The sequence below is a fragment of the Methylobacterium sp. AC315 genome, from assembly GCF_979253755.1.
Window position 1 is genome coordinate 1 of the sequence record NZ_CEEDEA010000015.1, and the last position, 19,685, is coordinate 19,685.

General features: G+C 71.1%; 23 protein-coding genes and 1 pseudogene. 3 read left to right on the plus strand and 21 right to left on the minus strand.

What is annotated here, in order from left to right; genetic code table 11:
* From AC0IY0_RS21095 to AC0IY0_RS21105, 3 genes and pseudogenes are all read left to right on the plus strand, one after another.
* Positions 1-81, plus strand: a pseudogene (locus AC0IY0_RS21095) (CsbD family protein); the annotation flags it as partial.
* Between the two features lie 64 nt (positions 82-145).
* Positions 146-529 (plus strand): CsbD family protein, encoded by a 384-nt coding sequence (locus AC0IY0_RS21100; protein WP_147910978.1) that lies wholly within the window; start codon positions 146-148, stop codon positions 527-529.
* A 136-nt stretch (positions 530-665) separates the two neighbouring features.
* Positions 666-2,105 carry a TAXI family TRAP transporter solute-binding subunit gene (locus AC0IY0_RS21105; RefSeq protein WP_471765377.1) on the plus strand — a complete coding sequence of 480 codons (1,440 nt, stop codon included), beginning with the start codon at positions 666-668 and terminating at the stop codon, positions 2,103-2,105.
* A gap of 21 nt (positions 2,106-2,126) precedes the next feature.
* Here the strand turns inward: AC0IY0_RS21105 and AC0IY0_RS21110 are convergent, their stop codons facing one another.
* From AC0IY0_RS21110 to AC0IY0_RS21210, 21 genes are all read right to left on the minus strand, one after another.
* Positions 2,127-2,570, minus strand: coding sequence for a hypothetical protein (locus AC0IY0_RS21110; protein WP_471765378.1), 444 nt, complete (start codon positions 2,568-2,570; stop codon positions 2,127-2,129).
* A gap of 70 nt (positions 2,571-2,640) precedes the next feature.
* Positions 2,641-2,862, minus strand: coding sequence for a hypothetical protein (locus tag AC0IY0_RS21115; RefSeq protein ID WP_092038138.1), 222 nt, complete (start codon positions 2,860-2,862; stop codon positions 2,641-2,643).
* 135 nt (positions 2,863-2,997) lie between these two features.
* A complete protein-coding gene (locus tag AC0IY0_RS21120; RefSeq protein WP_147910764.1) occupies positions 2,998-3,219 on the minus strand; it encodes a hypothetical protein in 222 nt (73 codons plus the stop codon).
* A gap of 160 nt (positions 3,220-3,379) precedes the next feature.
* Positions 3,380-4,402, minus strand: coding sequence for a sensor histidine kinase (locus tag AC0IY0_RS21125; protein WP_471765379.1), 1,023 nt, complete (start codon positions 4,400-4,402; stop codon positions 3,380-3,382).
* Between the two features lie 6 nt (positions 4,403-4,408).
* Positions 4,409-5,008 (minus strand): SpoIIE family protein phosphatase, encoded by a 600-nt coding sequence (locus AC0IY0_RS21130; RefSeq protein ID WP_147910766.1) that lies wholly within the window; start codon positions 5,006-5,008, stop codon positions 4,409-4,411.
* Positions 5,005-5,418, minus strand: coding sequence for an ATP-binding protein (locus tag AC0IY0_RS21135; protein ID WP_147910767.1), 414 nt, complete (start codon positions 5,416-5,418; stop codon positions 5,005-5,007). Before AC0IY0_RS21135 ends, AC0IY0_RS21130 begins: the two co-directional genes overlap by 4 nt.
* Positions 5,415-5,870 carry an ATP-binding protein gene (locus tag AC0IY0_RS21140; RefSeq protein ID WP_147910768.1) on the minus strand — a complete coding sequence of 152 codons (456 nt, stop codon included), beginning with the start codon at positions 5,868-5,870 and terminating at the stop codon, positions 5,415-5,417. Before AC0IY0_RS21140 ends, AC0IY0_RS21135 begins: the two co-directional genes overlap by 4 nt.
* The gene (locus tag AC0IY0_RS21145) at positions 5,848-6,237 is read right to left on the minus strand and encodes an STAS domain-containing protein (RefSeq protein WP_147910769.1); all 390 of its coding nucleotides are present in this window, start codon (positions 6,235-6,237) and stop codon (positions 5,848-5,850) included. The genes AC0IY0_RS21140 and AC0IY0_RS21145 overlap by 23 nt, the downstream gene beginning before the upstream one ends.
* Complete coding sequence (locus AC0IY0_RS21150; protein WP_471765381.1) at positions 6,237-7,046, minus strand: STAS domain-containing protein; 810 nt, start codon at positions 7,044-7,046, stop codon at positions 6,237-6,239. Before AC0IY0_RS21150 ends, AC0IY0_RS21145 begins: the two co-directional genes overlap by 1 nt.
* A gap of 50 nt (positions 7,047-7,096) precedes the next feature.
* On the minus strand, positions 7,097-7,480 hold the full coding sequence (locus AC0IY0_RS21155) for a response regulator (protein ID WP_471765382.1): 384 nt from the start codon (positions 7,478-7,480) through the stop codon (positions 7,097-7,099).
* A gap of 95 nt (positions 7,481-7,575) precedes the next feature.
* Entirely contained in the window at positions 7,576-8,844 is a 1,269-nt protein-coding gene (locus tag AC0IY0_RS21160; protein WP_471765383.1) for a methyl-accepting chemotaxis protein, read from the minus strand.
* 2 nt (positions 8,845-8,846) lie between these two features.
* Positions 8,847-9,221, minus strand: a complete 375-nt coding sequence (locus tag AC0IY0_RS21165; protein WP_147906539.1) for a response regulator — start codon at positions 9,219-9,221, stop codon at positions 8,847-8,849.
* Between the two features lie 9 nt (positions 9,222-9,230).
* The gene (locus tag AC0IY0_RS21170; RefSeq protein ID WP_471765384.1) at positions 9,231-10,025 is read right to left on the minus strand and encodes a ParA family protein; all 795 of its coding nucleotides are present in this window, start codon (positions 10,023-10,025) and stop codon (positions 9,231-9,233) included.
* A complete protein-coding gene (locus tag AC0IY0_RS21175; protein ID WP_471765385.1) occupies positions 10,022-10,297 on the minus strand; it encodes a hypothetical protein in 276 nt (91 codons plus the stop codon). Before AC0IY0_RS21175 ends, AC0IY0_RS21170 begins: the two co-directional genes overlap by 4 nt.
* Positions 10,297-12,948, minus strand: coding sequence for a chemotaxis protein CheA (locus AC0IY0_RS21180; protein WP_471765386.1), 2,652 nt, complete (start codon positions 12,946-12,948; stop codon positions 10,297-10,299). The genes AC0IY0_RS21175 and AC0IY0_RS21180 overlap by 1 nt, the downstream gene beginning before the upstream one ends.
* Positions 12,945-13,322, minus strand: coding sequence for a response regulator (locus tag AC0IY0_RS21185; protein ID WP_147906535.1), 378 nt, complete (start codon positions 13,320-13,322; stop codon positions 12,945-12,947). The genes AC0IY0_RS21180 and AC0IY0_RS21185 overlap by 4 nt, the downstream gene beginning before the upstream one ends.
* Positions 13,323-13,329: 7 nt before the next feature.
* Positions 13,330-14,208, minus strand: coding sequence for a CheR family methyltransferase (locus tag AC0IY0_RS21190; protein ID WP_306440333.1), 879 nt, complete (start codon positions 14,206-14,208; stop codon positions 13,330-13,332).
* Positions 14,205-14,822 carry a HEAT repeat domain-containing protein gene (locus AC0IY0_RS21195; RefSeq protein ID WP_147906534.1) on the minus strand — a complete coding sequence of 206 codons (618 nt, stop codon included), beginning with the start codon at positions 14,820-14,822 and terminating at the stop codon, positions 14,205-14,207. The genes AC0IY0_RS21190 and AC0IY0_RS21195 overlap by 4 nt, the downstream gene beginning before the upstream one ends.
* Positions 14,812-15,918, minus strand: a complete 1,107-nt coding sequence (cheB, locus tag AC0IY0_RS21200) for a chemotaxis-specific protein-glutamate methyltransferase CheB (protein ID WP_147906533.1) — start codon at positions 15,916-15,918, stop codon at positions 14,812-14,814. The genes AC0IY0_RS21195 and cheB overlap by 11 nt, the downstream gene beginning before the upstream one ends.
* 64 nt (positions 15,919-15,982) lie before the next feature.
* On the minus strand, positions 15,983-17,581 hold the full coding sequence (locus tag AC0IY0_RS21205; RefSeq protein WP_471765387.1) for a chemotaxis protein CheW: 1,599 nt from the start codon (positions 17,579-17,581) through the stop codon (positions 15,983-15,985).
* A 31-nt stretch (positions 17,582-17,612) separates the two neighbouring features.
* On the minus strand, positions 17,613-19,544 hold the full coding sequence (locus tag AC0IY0_RS21210) for a methyl-accepting chemotaxis protein (protein ID WP_147906531.1): 1,932 nt from the start codon (positions 19,542-19,544) through the stop codon (positions 17,613-17,615).
* Positions 19,545-19,685 lie beyond the last annotated feature (141 nt).

Sequence of the window (19,685 nt, forward strand, 5' to 3'; positions counted from 1 at the left end):
AAGGGCGAAGCGCAGAAGACCGTCGGCGACGCCAAGGACGGCGCCAAGAACCTCGCCGACAAGATCACCGGCAAGCACTGAGCCCGAGCGGCGGGGCCGGCCAGCCCGGTCCCGCCCCGATCAACCGCGAAACCAGGAGAGCAGCATGAACCGCGACCAGATCCGTGGCGCGTCCCGGCACGTGAAGGGCCGGGCCCAGTCCACCCTCGGCGGCCTCACCGGCGATCCGGCCCGCCAGGTCCGCGGCGCCGTGAACCAGGTGGCCGGCGGGGCGCAATACGCCTACGGCCGCGCCCGCGACCGCGCCGAGGATCTCGCCGAGGACGGCCGCGACCTGGCCCACGCCGCCTACGAGCGGGCCGACGGCCTGATCGACGACGGTCGCCATCTCGCCCGCGAAGCCCGCCGCCGCGGTGAAGTCTACGGCCGCCAGGCGGTCCGCTACGCCGACGGCAACCGCACCAGCACGTTGCTCGGCCTCGCCGCCCTGGCCTTCGCGGCCGGCTGGCTCACCCGCCGCGGCCGCTGATCGCGCGTCCGATCCGGACACGTCGGACGCGTCTTTCCGCAACCGTCGGGCGGTCGTAAAGCATCGGCGACCGACATCGCCCGGCCTCCCCGGGGGCCGGGCGCCGTCCTGTTGAGGCCCCGGGAGGGCGCGGCCGATGAGGCGGTTCGGAAAACTCCTCCTGCGTCCGGAGATCGTCTTCCTGGCGCTCGCCATCGGGCTCGGGCTTGCCGCCGCCGTCGCCTACTGGGCCTCGCGCGCCACGGTGCTGACGGTCGCGGTCGCCCCGCGCGACGGCACCGAGCCGGCGGTGATCCAGGCCTACGCGGAGGCCCTGGCGAAGCGGCACAAGGAAATTCGCCTCACGATCCTGCCCTTCGACGACGTGCGCGACAGCGCCGAGGCGCTTCGCGACGGTCGCGCCGACCTGGCGGTGGTCCGTCCCGATGTCGCGCTGCCGGATAACGGCCTGACGCTCGCGATCCTGCGCGATCAGGCCATGATCATCGCGTCGCCCGAGGCGTCCGGCATCACCAAGTTCCCCGACCTCGACCGCAAGCGCCTCGCCATCCTGGCCCACCGGGACGCCGACGAGACGCTGATCCGGTCGATGCTGGCGCATTACGGCCTGACCCTGGCCGGCCGGGACATCACTGGGCCGCTTCCGTCCCGACAGGTCGCCCTCGTGGAAGTCGGCGAGGCCGACCTCACCAACGCCCTGACCGGTAAGCAGGTCGATGCCGTCGTCTCGGTGATCGCCCCCACCGCCCCGACGGCGCAGCGCATCGTGGAGCGCGTCCAGGCGGCGAGCCGCAGCCGCAAGGTCGCGTTCGTGGACGTGGAGAATGCCGACGCCATCGTGGCCCGGATGCCGCGTCTCCAGATGGTCAGCATGCCGGCCGAGACCTTCGGGGGCAGCCCCAAGGTGCCGGACGCGGACGTCCACACGGTCGGGGCGTCCTACCGGCTCATGGCACGCTCCAGCCTGCCCCGCTCCGTGGCGGCGGACGTGACCCAGCACCTGTTCGAGCTGCGCAGCGGCATGGCGAACGTCGCCCCGGCGGCCGACTACGTCCAGGCCCCCGCCTACGAGAGCACGGCCGGAGCCACCAGCGCGCGGCTGCCGATCCATCCGGGCGCGGTCGACTATTTCGAGCGCGAGCAGCAGAGCTTCGTGGAGCGCTACGAGACCTGGATCTACCTCGTCGCCTTCCTGGGCGGCGGCATCGGCTCGGCCTTCGCGTGGGTCGGGCAGCGCCTGTCCCGCCTGCGGCGCGAGCGGATCGAGGAGGCGACCGACCGGCTCCTGGCGATCCGGCAGGAGGTCCAGGACACGGAGGGGGGCGGCCGTACCGAGCCCGAGCGCCTCGCCGCTCTGGCCCGCGAGATCGACGACCTCGCCGGCGACATCGCCAAGCACGCCCTGGAGCGGCCGACCGAGGCCAGGACCCTGTCGGCGGCGGCCATCGCGATCGACGCGGCCCGCTCCACGGTCAAGCGCGCCCTCGCGGCCGGCCGCCACGCGGACGACGCCACCGACCTCGCAGGCCAAACCCTCACTTGCCAGACCCTGGCCTCCGGCCCCGGCACGTCGTGATCCGCCGGGCGATTGCGGACTTCAGGGCGCAGTCCGGCGGGCCCGTGCGGCGGCCCATTCCCGGTCGCGCTCGGCCTGCTCGGCGCGTTGAAGGGCGGCGTAGGCCTCCTGCTCGGCCCGTTCCCGTTTCCGCTTGAGTTCGGCCGAGGCGGCCGCCCGCTTCTTCCACGCGTCCGTCTCGGCCTTCTGGCGCCGCAATTCCTCGACCGTGATCGGCTTCACCGGCTCCTTCGGCTGCGCCCACGCGAAGGGCCGCCGCGGGGAGGGCGGCGGCCGGTGCGGCGGCTCCCGGGCGGCCGAGGGCTGGGACCCGCGCAAGGCCGCGGTCGCCTCGGCCAGCGTCAGGCCGGCGCCGGCCGCGATGCGCTCGGCGGCGGACCGCGCCGCCTCCCGCTCGCCCGCGGTCGCGCCCCGGGCCGCCAGGGCGAGGCACTTCTCGAAGCGGTCGCGCTCAGCCGGCGTCATGATGGGTCCCGGATCGGCAGGTTCGTCGGTGTCTTAGATCCTGCCGGCGGTCCTGTCCCGCGCGGTCCCGTCACCGGTTGTTCAGGAGCGCGCGCGCGAGGAGGTGCAGGGTCGCCCCGAGGCCGAGCGCGCAGGTCGAGACCACCAGCACCTGAAGGCCGCTGATGCCGGGCCGCGGGCCGAAGCTGTAGGCCAGCAGCGAGCCGCAGGAGCCGGCCGAGACGACGCCGGACGCGATGGTGTTGAGCCACGTCGCCGACAGGCGGCGCCGTTCATCGTTGATGTCGCCCATGGCCGGCTCCCGTGCGGGCGAATCCAAGTTTATATTCATAACGCAGGAAATATTACCAGAAATTGCATCCGGTTGCAAGGCACCGATGCCATGGCGGCTTGGTGAGCGCTCCCCTGCGGCCGCCAGCGCGCGCGCTCAGGCGGCCCCCGTCCGGCAGCGGGCATAGCCCCGGGAGATCAGCCGGCCCTGGAGAACCGCCCGTCGTTCGGCCTCGCCGAGATCGGTCAGGGCGTCCGTGATCGCCGCGACCAGAGCGGTCCAGGCGTCACCCCGGGCGGCACGATGATAGGCCAGCGCGATCGCCTCGGCCTCGCTCAGCCGAATCTCCACCGGCGGTTCGTGCGGGTTCGTGTGCATCGCCAATCCGTCCTGTTGAGAACATATAGCGAACAAAGCGCGGAAACCGCGGCGGTTCAACTCTTTCGCGCGCCCCGCCGGCGATTGCGGTGGAGGGCTGTTGATCGATGCCGGAAAGTCCAGCCGCGGCGCGGCCTTACGGCGTCCGCCCCCGGGCGGCTCAGCCGGCCGAGGCCGGCAGCAGCAGGGTGACGGTGGTTCCGCGCCCGGGCTCGGACTGGAGCTGCAGGTCGCCCGACCAGCCGAGCACCATGCTTCGGACGATCGCGAGCCCGAGGCCGGTGCCCTGGCCGCTCGCCTTGGTGGTGAAATACGGGTCCAGCGCGCGCGCCGCGACGTCGGCCGACATCCCGTGCCCGTCGTCGATCACCCGGAGCCGCATCCGCGGCCGCGATCCGGCGCCGGCCCAGTCGCCGCCGACCCGGTCGACTTCGACCCGATCGACCGCGACCCGCATGTCCGTCGCGCCGGCCTGCACGGCGTTCTGGAGCAGGTTCAGCAGGATCTGGGTCAACTCGCCCTGGAGGGCCAGGACTTCGGTGTCGCGGTCCCGGATCACGACCGCGAACGGCTCGCGCAGCATCGGCCGGATGAAGGTGCAGGACGTCGCCACGGCGGCCCCGAAGGCGAGGCTCTGGGGCGCGATCGTCTCCCGCCGGACATAGCCCAGGATGCCCTGGATGACGCCGACCGCCTGGATCGCGCAGGCCTCGACGGTCTCGAGGTCGGCGCGCTCGGGCGGCCGCCCCTCGGTCAGGTCGGCCAGCATGAGCTCGGTCATCCCGCGCACCGGCTGGAGCAGGTTGTTCAGCTCGTGCGCCACCGACCCGACGAACTGGCCGAGCGTCTCCAGCCGCTGCCGGTCCCGCTCGGTCCGATCGCGCTCCTGCTGCCGATGCTGCTCGAGCAGGTCGATCTTGGTCCGGTACGCCACCGCGGCCGAGACCATCAAGGCGCTCAGGCAGGCCGACATGCGCCGGATGATCTCCGGCTGGTTGATCGGCACGCCCCGGTCGGACAGCGCCAGCGCCGCGCCCTCATGCAGGCCGGCGATCTCGTCGAGGGAGATGTCGTCGGTGATCGCCAGGCGGCCGAGTTCCTCGATGTCGAGGAGCGGGGCCTCGGCGGCCGTGGCGACGTAGCGCGCCATGCCGTCGGTGTAGCGCCGCAGGAGGTGTTCCATCCGGCCTCACCCCCGGAAGGCGACGCACAGGACGCCGCAATCGTCGCTCGCGCGTCCGTGGCTGGCCATCAGGTCCGCGGCGAGCCGCTCCGGATCGCCGCGCAGGGAGGGCGGATCGGCCTCCAGGTCCACTGGCCGGAGGCCGTCGGTCCACAGAACCAGGATGTCGGCGGGGACGAACGGCACGACGAGGGGTTTGAGCGGGCGCAGGCCAGCCCCGACGATCCCCGGCATGCCGTCGAACCGGAGCGTCCGCTTGGCGAACAGGGCGCCCTGGATGTTGCCGACCGCCGCCGTCGTGATGGTCCCGGCGGCGGGGTCGATCCGCACCAAGGCCGCGGCGGCGCCGCGGGTGTGGCGCATGGCGCGGTCGGCGGTGGCGAGCCGCTGCGTCGGCTCGACGCCCACCTGTCCCTCGACCAGGGCGAGCAGGCTCCGGGCGGCATGGTGGGCGTCCGGCCCGTGGCCCAGGCCGTCGACGATGCAGGCCAGCGTGGCGTCCCCCTCCTGCCACCACGCGACCATGTCGCCGCACGCAGTCTCGCCGGGATAGGTCCGGGTCACCGCGGCGATCACGGGTGTTGGGATCTGCGGACGCGCGCTCATGGCCGCCGCACCAGGCAGACGATCCGGGTTCCTTCCCCGACATGCGACGTGATCGCGAAGGCGTCGACCAGGCGGCGCGTCCCCGGGAGGCCGCAGCCCAGGCCGCCGCGGGTCGAGTAGCCGTCCTCCATGGCCAGCGTCAGGTCGCGGATCCCCGGGCCGTCATCCTCGGCGACCAGCTCGATCACGGCCGCCCCGGTCGCATCCTGCGCGGTCAGCCGGATCAGGCCGCCGCGGTCGGTGTGGAGGACGAGGTTCATCGCGAGTTCGGAGACCGCCGTCGCCAGGCCGTGCGCCCGCACGGTGGTGAAGCCGTGCCGCAGCGCGAGCCGGCGGGCCTCCTGCCGCGCTTCGGCGGCGTCGATCTCGCTCGTCACCCTGACGGTCACCACGTCCGGCTCCGGACTCATCGGCGCCTCGTCATCCCGGTCCGGACCAGCGTGCGGCCCGGACGGGTCTCGATCGTCATGTCGTCCATCAGCTTGTGCACGGCGGCGAGGCCGAGCCCGAGGCCGCCCCCGGTGGAGTATCCGCGCGTCATCGCGCCGGTGATGTCGGCGATCCCGGGGCCCTGATCCTCGACCTCGATCACGATGCTCCGCTCGTGGGCGGTCACCCGGGTCAGCACGCGGCACGCGCCGCCGCCGGCATACGTCAGGGTGTTGCGGGTGAGTTCGGAGACGACCGTGGCCAGGCGGGTCTGGTCGACGGTGCCGAACCCGATCGCCGCCGCGGCCGCGCGGCTCGCCTGGCGGGCCCGCAGGATGTCGTCCTGGCCCCGGATGTCGACGACCGCGCACGTCGCGGTGCCGGACACCTCCGGCTCCGGTCCGTCGCGATCAGGCGGCCGGGACTTCGTCATGGCGACCTCCGCGGGACGCCACCATCCGACCGACCTTGGCCACGCCGCCCTCGAGATCGAAGGCGGTCTCCATGTCGATCATGCCCCGGCCCATCTCCACGAGGGTCAGGGCCACGGCGGGCTGCATCCCGGCCAGGACCGCGACCCCGCCCATGATCTTCACCATCTTGGCCGTCTCCGACAGGATCCGGGCCATGTAGGAATCCACCACGTCCGCGGCCGTGATGTCGATGACGAGACCGTCGGCCTTCCCGGCCTGGATCAGCGCGAGGGCGTCGATCTGGAGGTCCATCACCTGCTGGTCCGTCAGGTCGGCCGGCAGGGAAGTCAGGAGGACGCGGCCGAGCCGGAGAATGGGGACGCGCATCAGAGCATCGTCTCGATCGGGCCCTTGGCATTCTCGCCGAGGAGCCGGAAGGCTTCGGCCAGGCCGGCCCGCAGGGTCCCCCGGGTGATCATGCTCGACAGGTCCACGTCGAGCTTCACGAGGGTCTGCGCCGCGTCCGGACTGATGCCGGTGACGATCACCCGGGAGCCGAGCAGGCGCGCGGCCTCGACGGTCTTGGTCAGGTGCAGGGCGACGCGGCTGTCGATCAGCGGCACGCCGGTCACGTCGAGGATCGCGATATGCGCCTCCTCGCGGGCGAGCGCCTCCAGCAGCCAATCCATCACCTGCCGGGCCCGCTGCGTGTCGATGATCCCGACGAGCGGCATCAGGATGATGTGGCGCCAGATCGGCAGGGCCGGGGTCGCCAGGTCGAGGAGGGCCCGGCCCTGGCGCTTGATGATCTCCTCGCGGGTCTCGACGAAGGTCGCGAAGGTGATGAGGGCCAGCTTGTCCACCGCCGCGTCCAAGGCGGCGCGCGCCTGGTCCGGCTCGGCGATCCCGTCGCCGGCCTGGCGGTTGAGCAGCGCGCCCGCGATCGTCTTCAGCGCCAGGATCAGCTCGGCGGTCTCCATCGGCGTCAGGCCGTCCCGGGCGCAGGCCGCGCTGATGGTGGCGGCCTGTTGCTCGACGGTTCTGAAGGCTGCTCCGGCGCCCTCGCCCTCGCTGGCGAGGAAGTAGGCCGTGAGCTTCTCGACCAGCGTGCCCAGTTCGAGCTTGAGCAGCTGCAGCGAGGCCGGCTGGGCCGCCGGGGCGGCGTCGCGCAGGTGCGCGAGCCACGCGTCCAGCACGCCTGCCCGATTCTGGAGGAGGATTTGTCCGACGCCGTACATAAGTTCGGTCACTCCTTGGCGGCCGATGGCGCGAGGGCGGAGACGGCGGCCAGGAGCTCCTGCATGCCCACCGGCTTCATGAGCACGCGGTCGGCTCCGACGCGCGCGGCCTCCTCCATCGAGAAGAGATGCGGCGCCCGCGGGGCGCCGCCGGTGATCGCGATGATCGGCAGGCCGGGCCGGTTCGCCTTGACCCAGCCGATCAGCGTCAGGCCGTCCCGGCCGGGCATCCACAGGTCGGTGACGAGGAGGTCGAACGGCCGGCCGCCCAGCAGCGTCTCCGCCTCGGCGGCGGAGCTGCATTCCTCGACCCGGTGCTGACCGCGCTCGAGAAACCGCCGGACCGTCATCCTGACGACCGGAACGTCATCCGTCAGGAGGATCGATGCCATCGATCAATCCTCCTGGCGTGTCTGTGGGAATGGCGCATCGAAAGACCTGATTACAGGACGTATGCGCGTTAGTAATATTGGGATGTCACTAATTCCTAAAACAATTCGATATCGTTCATCGCATTGACGTCTCTTTTGGGAGGAGATGGTCCTTCTGAGAGCGCGATGTCTGCAAAAGACTTAACGTCGGGCCAAGATTTCGTCAAGGGATTCGATAGATCCAGCGCCTGGAGATGCGTGCGCGCCGCGGCGAAAATACCTTCGAGATGCTGAAGACGCTGCCGCGTGACGTCCTGAAACTGAATCGAGCCGATCAGCCGTACGATCGGCTGCGCGATGCGGGCGCTCTCCTCCTGGACCTTCACCAGCGTGTCGCGCTGATGGGCGACCAGGCGCTCCATGTTCTCGGTCAAGCTGGCGATCGCCGCGGCGATCTTCATCAATTCCCCGCGCTCCTCCTCGACGCGGTCCGTCACCAGGGTGGAGAAATTCTCCCGGATGGATTCGCGTAAGGAGGCGAGGTCCCGGGCGATCCGGGTCGCGGTGTCGGCCGAGGCGCTCGAGAGTTCCTTGACCTCCCTGGCGACCACGGCGAAGCCCGCGCCGGCCGCCTCGGCCCGGGCCGCCTCGATGGTGGCGTTCAGGGCGAGCAGGTTGGTCTGGCGGGCGATGGACTGCACGCCGTCGGTGGCCCGGGTCAGCTGCGCGGTGGCGACGTCGAGCTCGTCGAGCCGCTGCCGGCACTCCGCCATGTCCTGATCGCGCCGGACCAGGAAGTCGCCGATCAGCTGGCGGTTCGTGGTGAGCTGCTGGTCGGTCTGGTCCACGATCTCGATCACCCGGGCGTTGGAGCCGGACAGGTCGAGGAAGGACAGCAGCTCGGTCATCGCGCCGTCGACCTCCCGCAGGCTGGTCATGATGTCGTAGGCGGCGGCCTCGGTCTCGACGGTGACCGAGGCGGTGTCGGTGGCGGCGCGTTCGAACAGGCGGTCGTAGACCGCGAGGTGTTCGGCCAGGGTGGCCTGGATCTCCGCGGGGTCCGCCCCGTCCCGCCCGGCGGGCCCATCCCGCCGATCCTCCGGGGGCGCCGCCGCCGCCGCCGGCATGGTCTCCTGAGACCCGTGCGCCTCCGGGCCGGCCGGCGGGCGTGCCGCAGCCGCGGCCCGGGCCGCGGCCCAACCGGTTCCCCAACTGGCTGCCCAACTGGCTGCCCATGTCGCCGCGAAGCCGACCGCCGCGATGGCGGCGACGCCCGGCACGGGGCCGAACGCGGCCGTGCCGACGGCGGCGAGCGCCACGGCGGCCAGCACCGCGCAGAGCGGGCCGAGCCATCGGATCGCGCGCGGCGGCATCGCACAGGCCATGGTCAGGCTCCGGGGACGAGCTGGCGGATCACCTTGAGCAGGGCTTCCGGATCCACCGGCTTGACGATCCAGCCCGTGGCGCCCGCCGACTTGGCCTCGTTGCGCTTGTCCTGCTGGGACTCGGTGGTCAGCATCAGGATCGGGATGAACTGCAGGCCCGGGAGCTTGCGCACCCGGCGGATGAGGTCGATGCCGTTCATCGCCCCCATGTTCAGGTCGGTGATCAGCAGGTTCGGCTTGGTGCCCGCCTGCAGGGTCTCCAGGGCCTGTTCGCCGCTGGCAGCCTTCACGACGCCGAGCCCGGCCTTGCCCAGGATGCCCTCGATGCTCATCAGCATCGTGGGGGAATCGTCAACAATCATGATCGTCGTAGCCAACACGGTCTCCTAGGGTGCTGCGTGGGGTGCGGGCGCCGCCTCGGCCTGCCAGAATGCGGTCAGCTCGTCGGCCAGCACGCTGTAATCGGCAGCGCCGCGGCTGGACGGGGCGTAGTCCCGGATCGGTTTGCGGACGGCGAACGCCTCCGCCAGGCGGATGTCAGTCCGGATCCCGGTGAGCACGCGCTCGATTCCGAATTCCCGGGCGATCTCCTGCATGGTCTCGCGGTGGTGATTGGTGTGCACGTTCAGCATCACCGGCAGCAGGCCGACCACCGTCAGGTCACTGTTCACCGTGGTGGCGATGCGGAAGAACAGCCGCGCCAGCTGCCGCACCCCCTCGGCCGACAGGGCGTGCGGAATCATCGGGACGAGCACGCCGTCGGCCGCCGCCAGGGCGTTGACCAGGATCATGTCCAGCGAGGGCGGCGTGTCGACGATCACGAGGTCGAAGCGCGCCCCGATCTCCGGCGCGCGCAGGCAGCGCTGCAGGGCCGAGACGCTGCGGTCCACGGCCGTGGTGCCGTCGAACAGCTGGTCGGCGGGGGCGACCGACACGCCCGCGAAGGCGGTCGGCCGGATGGCATCCTGCAGGTCGAAGGTCGGGTCCGTGAAGATGTGGTGGGCGGTCGGGGCATCGCGCTCCGGCACGATGCCGAAGCCGAGGCCGGCATGGCCCTGGGTGTCGAGGTCGACCAGCAGGGTACGCCGGCCGCGGGCGCCGCATTCCGCGGCCAGGTTGACCGAGGTCGTCGACTTGCCGCTGCCGCCCTTCCGGTTCGAGATGGCCAGGATCCTGGTCAAGCGGCCGCTCCGGGCGCAGGCGGGGCGGCCTCCGCGGCCCCTTGTAGGAACGGCATCACGACCCCGGCCAGCGCCGGGTCGGCGGGCGGCGTGAGGGCGGCCGGCCGCGCTGCGGCCAGGACCTGCAGGATCGCGGCGTGGAGCCCGAGGCACTTGGTCAGCACGACCTTGTGGGGGCCCGGCTTGCGCAGGGCCTCCAGCAGCGGCAGGGCCTCCTCGACGGTGCAGTGCCCTTCGAGATGGACGGTCTTGCGGGCGATCCGGATGCCCATCACAGCAACTCCCTGAGATCGAGGACCAGGAGGACCCGGCCGTCCCCCAGCAGCGTGGTGCCGGCATAGCCGCCGATGCCGGCCAGGACGCCCTCCAGGGGCTTCAGGATCACGTCCATCCCCTCCCGGAAGTTGTCGATGATCAGCCCGACCCGTCGGCCGCTGACGTGGCAGACCAGGACGGCGGCGTCGTCCTCACCCTGGGATTGCTGCTGCTGTTGCTCGGGCAGGTGCAGCAGGCGCGACAGCTGCAGCAGGGGGATGATCGTCTCGCGCAGCACGAAGGTCTCGGCCTTCTTGATCCTGCGGATGCGCGCGCGTGGCACCCGCACGGTCTCGACGATCATGTCCATCGGCACGCCGTAGAGGCTGCCGGCGGCCTCCACGATCATGATCCGGGTGACCGCCATGCTGAGCGGCAGGGCCAGGCGCGTCGCCGTCCCCTCGCCGAGGCGGGAACTCACCGAGACCTGACCGCCGAGCTTCTCCACGGTGGTCAGCACCACGTCCATGCCGACCCCGCGGCCGGACAGGTCCGAGATCTCCGCCGCCGTCGAGAAGCCCGGGCGGTAGATCAGGTTGATCGCCTCCTGGTCGGACAGGCGGTCCGCCTCCTCCTGGCCGACCACGCCCTTGGCGACGGCGGCGCTGCGGATCCGCGCCGGATCGATGCCGCGGCCGTTGTCCTGGACCTCGATGACGACGCTGTCGGCCTCCTGGCGGGCCTTGAGCAGGATCCGGGCGGTCGCCGACTTGCCCGCCGCCCGGCGCTCGTCCGGGGTTTCGATACCGTGATCGAGGGAGTTGCGGACGATGTGCAGCAGCGGGTCGCCCAGCGCCTCGACGATGGTCTTGTCGGCGGCCGTGTCCTCGCCTTCGAGGACGAGGTCGATCCGCTTGCCGAGCTTGCGCGCGAGGTCCCGCACCAGCCGGGGGAAGCGGTCGAAGATCTCGGCCACCGGCAGCATGCGGACCTGCATGATCGCGCCCTGCATCTCCTGGGCGAGCCGGTCGATGACCGCGTACTGCTCCTTGATCTCGCGGGACATCTCGCGCGAGGCGTAGGTCTCCTCCGCCCGCTTGGCGAGGAACGGCAGGGCGTTCTTCGAGACGACGAGTTCGCCGATCAGGTTCATCAGCAGGTCGATCTTGGCCTGATCGACCTTCAGGGATTTCGCGGCGATGCGCCCCTCGGGCTCCTTGCCGGCGGCGGCTGCGACCGGCGCGGCCTCCTCGGCGAAGGTCTGCGGCAGCGTCCCGGCAAGGTCCGGCGCGGCCTCGGCGCGCTGGAGCGGGGCGCCGGCCAGCACAGCCGAGAGGGCGTCGAGCACGGGCGCGACCGAGCGGGACGCCCGGGCCTCCGCCAGGGCCGCCTGGACCGCGGCGCGGTCGGCGTCGCGGCCGAGGCTCAGGAGCACGTTCCCCACCACGGTGCCGACCGAGGCGAGGCGTTCCGCGTCGTAGCCGGTGCGCTCCAGGATCCGATGCTGGCTCGCCAGGACGAAGCGGGCGAGGTCTTGCCGTGGATCGGCGGCTTGCGCGGCCGGCTTTGGCGTCGGCTCGGGCGCCGGCGCGGCCGGCGCGGGGAGGGCCGGAGCCGGATCGAGCCGGCCCGAGCCGGCGGCCGCCACGAGGGCCGCCACGAGACCCGCATCGGGCGATCCCGCCGACAGGGCGGCGTCGAGCCAGTCCAGCGCCTGCCGCCGCCACAGCATCGGCCCGGCGACGCTGCGCAGCGCCCCCACGGCCTTGCGCAGATCGTCGTGGCGCCCGGCGGCCAGGAACCCCGAGGCCGCCTCGCGAAAGTCGTCCCAGATCGGACCGTCGCTGGCCGCGCCGTCGATCCGCACCAGGTCCCGGGGCCGCACGGCCGCGATGGTGACCTGGTCCAGCTCGTAGCGCAGCGCCTGCTCGATCTCGGGCCGGGGCGCCGTACTCAGCAGGGCGAAGTGCAGGTTGCACTGGTAGGGGTCGAGATCTTCCAGCGGACCCCACGGCTCGGTCGCCGCGATGTCGAGGGCGAGCGCGTCCGGCACCTGCTGGATCGTCAGCAGGGGGTCGGTGCCGTTGAAGAAGCAGCCCGGCTCCGGCGTGTAGCGGACCAGATGCACGGCCTGGCCGCCGCAGGCGCGGCGGAACGCGTCCAGGCAGGCGGCGGCCGGCAGGCGGGCGAGAAGCGCCGGCGGCACCGTCGCGACCGCTCCGGCGGGTGCCGGATCGGCCTCCTGCCGCGCGTCCGCCGCCGGCGCCCCCGCGTCGTCCTGCGATCCCAGGCGCTGACGCAGCTGCGTCGCCATCCGGTGCGCCACCCCGTCGGCATCCGCCGGCAAGGCCGCGCGCCGCTCGAGCGCGTCGATCCACTGGCCGACCTGGTCCAGGCTGTCGAGCAGCATGTCGATCAGCGCGGAGTCGATCTGGAGCGCGTCGGACCGGACCTCCCCGAGGAGATCCTCGGCGGCGTGGACCAGCCGGGTCAGGGCCATGGCGTCGAACAGGCCGGACGAACCCTTGATCGTATGGACCGCCCGGAACACCTCGTTGATCGCGGTCTCGTCCGTCGGGTTCCGCTCCAGCTTCAGCAGACCGCTGGCCGAGACCTGCAGCAGCTCGCGCGCCTCCGGGATGAACCGAGCCAGCAGGGGGTTGGTCATGGCTGCGCGCCCGTCAGCAGGCGCGCGGTCTCGACCAGCAGCACGGGATCGGCCGGCTTGACGATGTAGAAGTTGGCGCCGACCTCGTAGGCCCGGCTCGCATCCGCGTCCTGGGCCTCGGTGCTGATCGTGACCACCGGGGTCGCCTGGAGCGACGGCTCGCGCCGGATCCGGGACACGAGCTCGTAGCCGTCCATCTTGGGCATGTTGATGTCGACGATCATCAGGTCGTAGCCGCCGAGCAGCGCCTTCTCCAGGCCCTCGACCCCGTTGGTGGCCTCCTCGACCACGAACCCGGCCCGGCCGAGCACGTCCTGGTAGAACATCCGCATCGTGATGCCGTCTTCGACGACAAGTATTCGTTTCCCGGACATGCCCGTCTCAATCCTGTTCGATCGGTCTTTGGTAGACGATCGTGTCGCCGAACTTGCGCGGCAGGAACATCGACGACATGCGGCTCATGCTCTCCGAATGGCCCAGGCAGATGAACCCGCCCGGGATCAGGCATTCGTAGAGCGCCTCGACCGCGGCGCGTCGGGACGTGTCGTCGAAGTAGATCAGCAGGTTCCGACAGAAGATCACGTCCATCGCGCGGTAGCGGTGCATGTGGATCGGGTCGGACAGGTTGGCGATCGAGAACTCGATGGAGCTGCGCAGCTCCTCGTGGATCTCGAACTGGTCGTCGCCGAGACGGCGGAAATACTTCTTGCGCAGCTCCGGCGACAACCGCTGCAGGGAGCGGTTGCCGTAGATCCCCTTGCGGGCATCGGCCAGCACCCGGGAATCGATGTCCGACCCGGTGATCTCGATGGCGAACTCGTCCGCCCGCGACCAGTGTTCGAGGATCTGGATCGCGATCGAGTAGGGCTCCTCCCCGGTCGAGCAGGGCATCGACCAGATCCGCAGCGTCGCGCCGGGCCGGCGCGTCCGGGTGATCTCGGGCAGGATGCCCCGAACCAGGGCATCGAACTGATAGTCCTCGCGGAAGAAGTAGGTCTCGTTGACCGTCATCAGGTTGACGAGATGCTGCAGCTCCTCCCCCGACGCCTGGAAGCGCAGCAGGGTGAAGTAGGCCTTGAAGCTGTCGCTGCCGGTCTTGGCGATCCGCTCCAGGAGTCGCTTCTCGACGAAATACTCCTTCTTGCCGCTGAACGAGATGCCCGTGCGGCGATAGAAATACTCGTAGAACTTCTCGTACTCGTCCTCGCTGATCTGGATCGCCGAGGCGGTCTGCCCGAGGGAACGGGAGGATTGCATCATGCGCCTCCGATCCGGCGGATCGCCGCGGCGGCCGCGAAGCGGATGAACGGCACCTCCGGGAAGCGCGCGGCCAGGGCCTGGAGCGGCGCGACGGCGGCCTCGTTGCCGATCTCCGCGAGGCCGTCCACCGCCGCCGCGCAGACGTTGATGTGGGGATCGTGCGCCACGACCTCGGCCAGCCAGTCCGGCGCCTTCGGGTGCGGCAGCAGGCTCAGCATGTTGACCGTCAGGATGCGGACGTCGCTGTCGGGATCGGCCAGCAGGTCGGCGACGTGCGGCTCGACCTCGGCGGGCATCTCCTGGAGCACCTCGATCGCGGCGTTGCGCAGCCCGCTGTCCTCGCTGCGGAGCAAGGGCAGCAGGCCTTCCACCACCGCGGGGGACTTGAGGCGGATCAGCGTCGTCAGGATCACGGCGCGGACGCTGGCGGCGGGCTCGCGGCCGAGATGCGCGCACAGCAGCGGCCCGGCCTCCGGGAAGGCGCCGAGTTCGCGGGCGGCCCGGCGCCGCTCGCCGCTTTCCGGCGAGGCGAGGGCGGCCGTGAGCGCGTCGAGATCCGCGTGCGGCGGCGCCTCGGCGTCGGGCTTCGGCAGGGTCGGTTTCTTAAGGGCCACGGCGGCGTTCCCCGGCTCGAGCGCCGGCTTCCGGGGCACGGAGCCACCCGACGAGCTGCTCTGCGATCGCGTCGCTCGGCAGGACCAGGCTGGCCCCGCCGCGCTTGATGAGTTCGTGCGGCATGCCGAAGACGATGCTGGTGTCCTCGTCCTGCGCGATGGTCATGCCGCCGCCGGCCCGCACCCGGGCCATGGCCTCGGCGCCGTCGTCGCCCATGCCGGTGAGCTGCACGGCGATCAGCCGGTTGGCCGGGAGATGCGCGAGCGCGCTCTCGACCATGCGGGCGACGCTGGGATGCCAGATATGCTCGTTGCTCTGCGGCAGCGGCGTCGCCGAGTAGCCGGTGCCCCGGCGGGTGACGACGAGGTCGGCATCCCCCTTGGCGATGTAGACCGTGCCGGGCTCGATCGGCATCTGCCGGGCGACCTCCACCACCGAGACGGCGCAGAGGTCGTTCAGCCGGCGGGCGAAGACGCCGGTGAAGCTGCTCGGCATGTGTTGCGCGACCAGGACCGGCCAGGGGAAATCCTTCGGCAGGCGGGGCAGGATCTCCTCCAGCACCCCGGGCCCCCCCGTGGACACGCCCACCAGCACCAACCCGGTCGGCCCCCCGCGCGCGAAGGAGACCCGGGGCGGCGGCTCCGGCGTGGCGCGCCGGCGCTGGGCGGCCAGGCGCCCGCGCAGGCCGGTGCTGCGGCGGACCCGGGTGGTCGCGGCGCTGCGGATTTTCATCAGGAGTTCGCGGTGGATCCGGTCGATCGACAGGGAGATCGTGCCGCCGGGCTTCTGCACGAAGTCCACCGCCCCGAGGCTCAGCGCCTGCAGGGTCGTCTCGGCACCTTGCTCGGTCAGCGACGAGACCATCACCACCGGCCGCGGATCCTCGCTCATGATCCGCGACAGGCAGGTGATCCCGTCCATCTCGGGCATGTTGACGTCGAGGGTGATCACGTGCGGATCGAAGGTCCGCAGCGCCTCCAGGACCTCGAGGCCGTTGCGGGCCGTCTGGACCGTGAAGCCGCCCGCCGACTCGAGGAGCTGCGTGAGGTGCCTGCGCATCAACGCGGAATCATCGGCCACGAGGGCTCGGATCATGCGGGGTCTCGCCAGGGTGACGGGATGAGGGGGCGTCGGGCCGAGCCGGGGCCCGGACCCGCGCTCAATGGGTGCTGAGCCGGACGGCGGCGGCTTCCTGGGTGTCCAGGAGCTGCATCGTGTCGAGCAGCAGCACCATGCGCTTCTGGCTCTCCAGGTTGGCGACCCGGCGGATCAGGCGCGTCTGCGTGTCCGAGAGGTTGGGCGCGTCGCCGATCGCCTTGGCCGAGATCCGCATCACCTCCGAGACCGAATCGACGATGAAGCCGGTCTGGACGCCGCGGACGGTGAAGACCATGATCCGCTGGCGGTCGTTGCGCTCCGCCTCGGCGAGGTTGAAGCGGCGGCGCTGGTCCACCACCGGCAGCACGATGCCGCGCAGGTTGATCACCCCCTCCACGAAGGCCGGCGCCTTCGGGATCCGGGTCAGCTCGTCCGGCACGCGGACGATCTCCTGCACGGCCTCGATCGGCACGCCGTATTCCTCGCCCATCAGGCGGAACACCACGAACTGCTCCTCGTCGGCGGCGTCCTGGCGCTCGTCTCCGTCCTGTCGTCCGTCGGCGCTCATGCCCTCGTTCTCCGTGGCAGCCAGCTTGCGCAGCTCGGTGGTGTCGAACATCTTCTCGACCGACAGGACGGAGACCAGCCGCCGACCCTCCTGCAGCCGGCAGATCGCCTGGATCTCGTCCATGCCACCGTCCTGAGACAGCAGGGCCGGCATCGCCTCGACGAGGTTGCGGCTGACCCGCAGCACCTCCTTGACGCTGTCCATCACGACGCCGACCGACAGGGTCCCGCCCTCGCCCAGCGACACCACCACGACCTTGTTGGTCTCGGTGAATTCCTTGGCCGGGAGGCCGAACATCTCGCGCAGGGACACGAGCGGCAGCAGGCGGTTGCGCAGGGTGATCACCCCGAGCACGTGGGAGGGCGCGTTCGGGACGTGGGTGAGGCGCTCGGGCAGCTGCACGATCTCCTGCACCCGCTCGATCGGGAAGGCGTATTCCTGCCCCGCCACCTCGAAGCTCACGAGCTGGTCCTCGTCCGCCTCGACCTCGGCCCGGGCGGACGAAGCCGGGTCGGCGCCATGCACCTGGCCGGCGGCCCGGCGGACCTTGGTGGCGATCTGGCTGAACTCGCGGCTCACCAGCTGGGCCGCGTCCAGGATCATCACCATGGACCGGCCGTCCTCGCCCTTGATCATCCCGGTCAGGAGGCTGGTGTCGACGCTGCCCTCGATCGCCGAGGTCGGCTCGATCCGCTCGGGATCGACCGTGACCACGTTCGCCATCCGGTCGACCACAAGGCCGATCGGATTGCCCTGGTCGAGCACCACCACCCGGGTGGCGTCGTCGTTGAGCACCGGCGGGAAGGCGAACACGTCCCGCAGGTTGAGCACCGGCAGGACCGTGCCGCGCAGGTTGGCCAGCCCCAGCAGCGAGGCGGGGCTGAACGGCACCCGCACCACCTCGGGGATCCGGATGATCTCCTGCACGTCGGCCAGCGCGACGGCGAACATCTCCGTCTCGACGTGGAAAATCACGAACTGGCGGGCCTCGCTGCGGCCGTCCGCGTGGTCCGGCTGCGCGGCGGCCTCCCCCGGATCGGGCGTGAACCCGGAATCCGGCGCCTGCACCGCCTGAGCTGCTGCGTTTGCCATGGTCGGTCTCTCGCTCCCCGGGCGGTTCGGCTCAGGCGGCCTGGAGCTCGTCGGCGAGCGAGGCGATCTCCTCGATCGCGGCGGCGAGCTGCTCGGCGCCCTTGCCCTGCTCGCTGGCGGCGATCCCGGCCTCCGCGGAGGTGCGGGCGGCCTGCTGGGCCGCGGCGGCGACCTGCTCGATCGCGGTCTGGACTTCCCGGACCATGCGGGTGATGCCGTCGGCGCCGCTCAGGATCTCCCGGTTGCCGCCCAGCACCTCGGCCATGTCCTTGATCACAGTGTCGAAGTTGCGGGAGATGGCGCCGCTCTTCTCGACCTCGCTGGCGGCGCCGTCGGCGATCTCCTGGATATCGCCGCGCACGAACACGATCGTGTCCTGGATGGCCTTGACCGTGTCCTTGATCCGCTCGGCGTTCTCGGCGGAATCCCGGGCGAGGTTTCGGATGTCCGTCGAGACGACGGCGAAGCCCTTGCCGAACTCACCCGCGCGGGCCGCCTCGACCGAGCCGTTGACCGCCAGCATGTTGGTCTGGATCGAGACCGTGGTGATCGCGTCGACGATCTTGTCGATGCGCCGGCTGACCTGCTCCAGCGCGGCGACCTGATCGCGGCTGACGCGGCCCGCCTCGACGGATTGCTGCAGGCCCTCCATCATCGCGTCGACCAGGTTTTTGTTCTCGGCCAGCGACTCCGAGATCACCTGCGCCTTCTCCACGGCGGCGGCCGCCAGGGTCTGGGTCACCTGGGCGCGCCGCTCGATCTGTGCGATCGCCGCCGAGGATTGCTGGGTCGCGGCCGATTGCTGCTGCGCGCCCTTGGTGATCTCGTCGAGGGCGATCGTGACCTGTCCGGCGGCGCGGTTGATCTCCTCGACGGCGCTGGACAGCTCTTCCGCCGCGGAGGCGACCTCCTCGGCGCTCTTGCCGATATTGGTGCTGTTCTTCAGCTCCTCGGCGAGGCCGGACAGCTCCTGGGCGGCATCCTCGCTCTGCGACAGCGCCGTGGTCTGCTGCTCGACCATCTTGCCGGCCTCCTGACAGGCCGCGCTCTGCTCCTCGGCGGCGGCCGCGATGATCTCCGCGCCCTTCTGCGCCTCGGTGGCGGCGGTGGCCGATTCCTCGGCGGCCCGGGCCAGCTCGTTGCAGCCCTCGATGATCTCGGCCATGTCGGTGCGGACCCGCGCGAGCTGGCCGCTGACCGCCCGGCCGGTCTCGACCTGAGAGCGGGCCGAGCTCGCCGACTGGCTGATCCCGTCGGCCGCGACCTTCACGTCGGCCTGGATCTGCGCCACGAGCGCCTGGATGTCGCGGGCGGACTTCTCGCTGGTCTCGGCCAGGGTGCGCACCTCGTCGGCGACCACCGCGAAGCCCTTGCCGTGCTGGCCGGCCCGAGCCGCCTCGATGGCGGCGTTCAGCGCCAGCAGGTTGGTCTGGTCGGCGATCCGGGCCACGGCCTTCACGATCTCGCCGATGGCGCTGGCCTGCCGGTCGAGCTCCTCGACCAGCTTCACCGATGCCTCCTGGCGCTCGGACGCCTTGACGATGGCCGCGACCGACGCGCCGATCTGCGCGGCGGTCTCGACGACGAGACCGGACAGGGCCTCGGTCTTGCGCAGGGAGTTGGTGGCGTTCTCCTTGGCGGCCTGGATCAGGGCCCCGCCCTGGCTCACCGCCTTCATGGTCTCCTGGGCGGCGCCCGCGGCCTCCTCGGCGCCGACGCCGATCTGCTCGGAGGCCTTGCGCAGCTCCTCGGCGGCGGCCGCCGCCTCGGCGATCCCGCTGGACAGCTCGGCGGTGGCCGAGGCGATCCGCTCGGCGGCCTTCTGCTGGCGCGCGAAGGTCCGGGCCTTGCGCTTCTCCGCCTCGGCGACGAGGTGCGATCGACCCGCGGAGGCCGGCACGTTCTCCCGCGGGGCAGTCGCGGCCGGGAAGGAGTGGATGGCGGATTTCTTCGCGAGAGCCATGTGTCGACGCCTTGGTATCGGGGTCAGAGGGTTTCCCGCTCCTCGGAAGAAGCGGGTGTGCTGGTATTCAAGTAGACGCGTGACGGGTGTGCGAGTTTTCGGATGGTTCTGAATCTATATTTACCGGTACATAATACATAT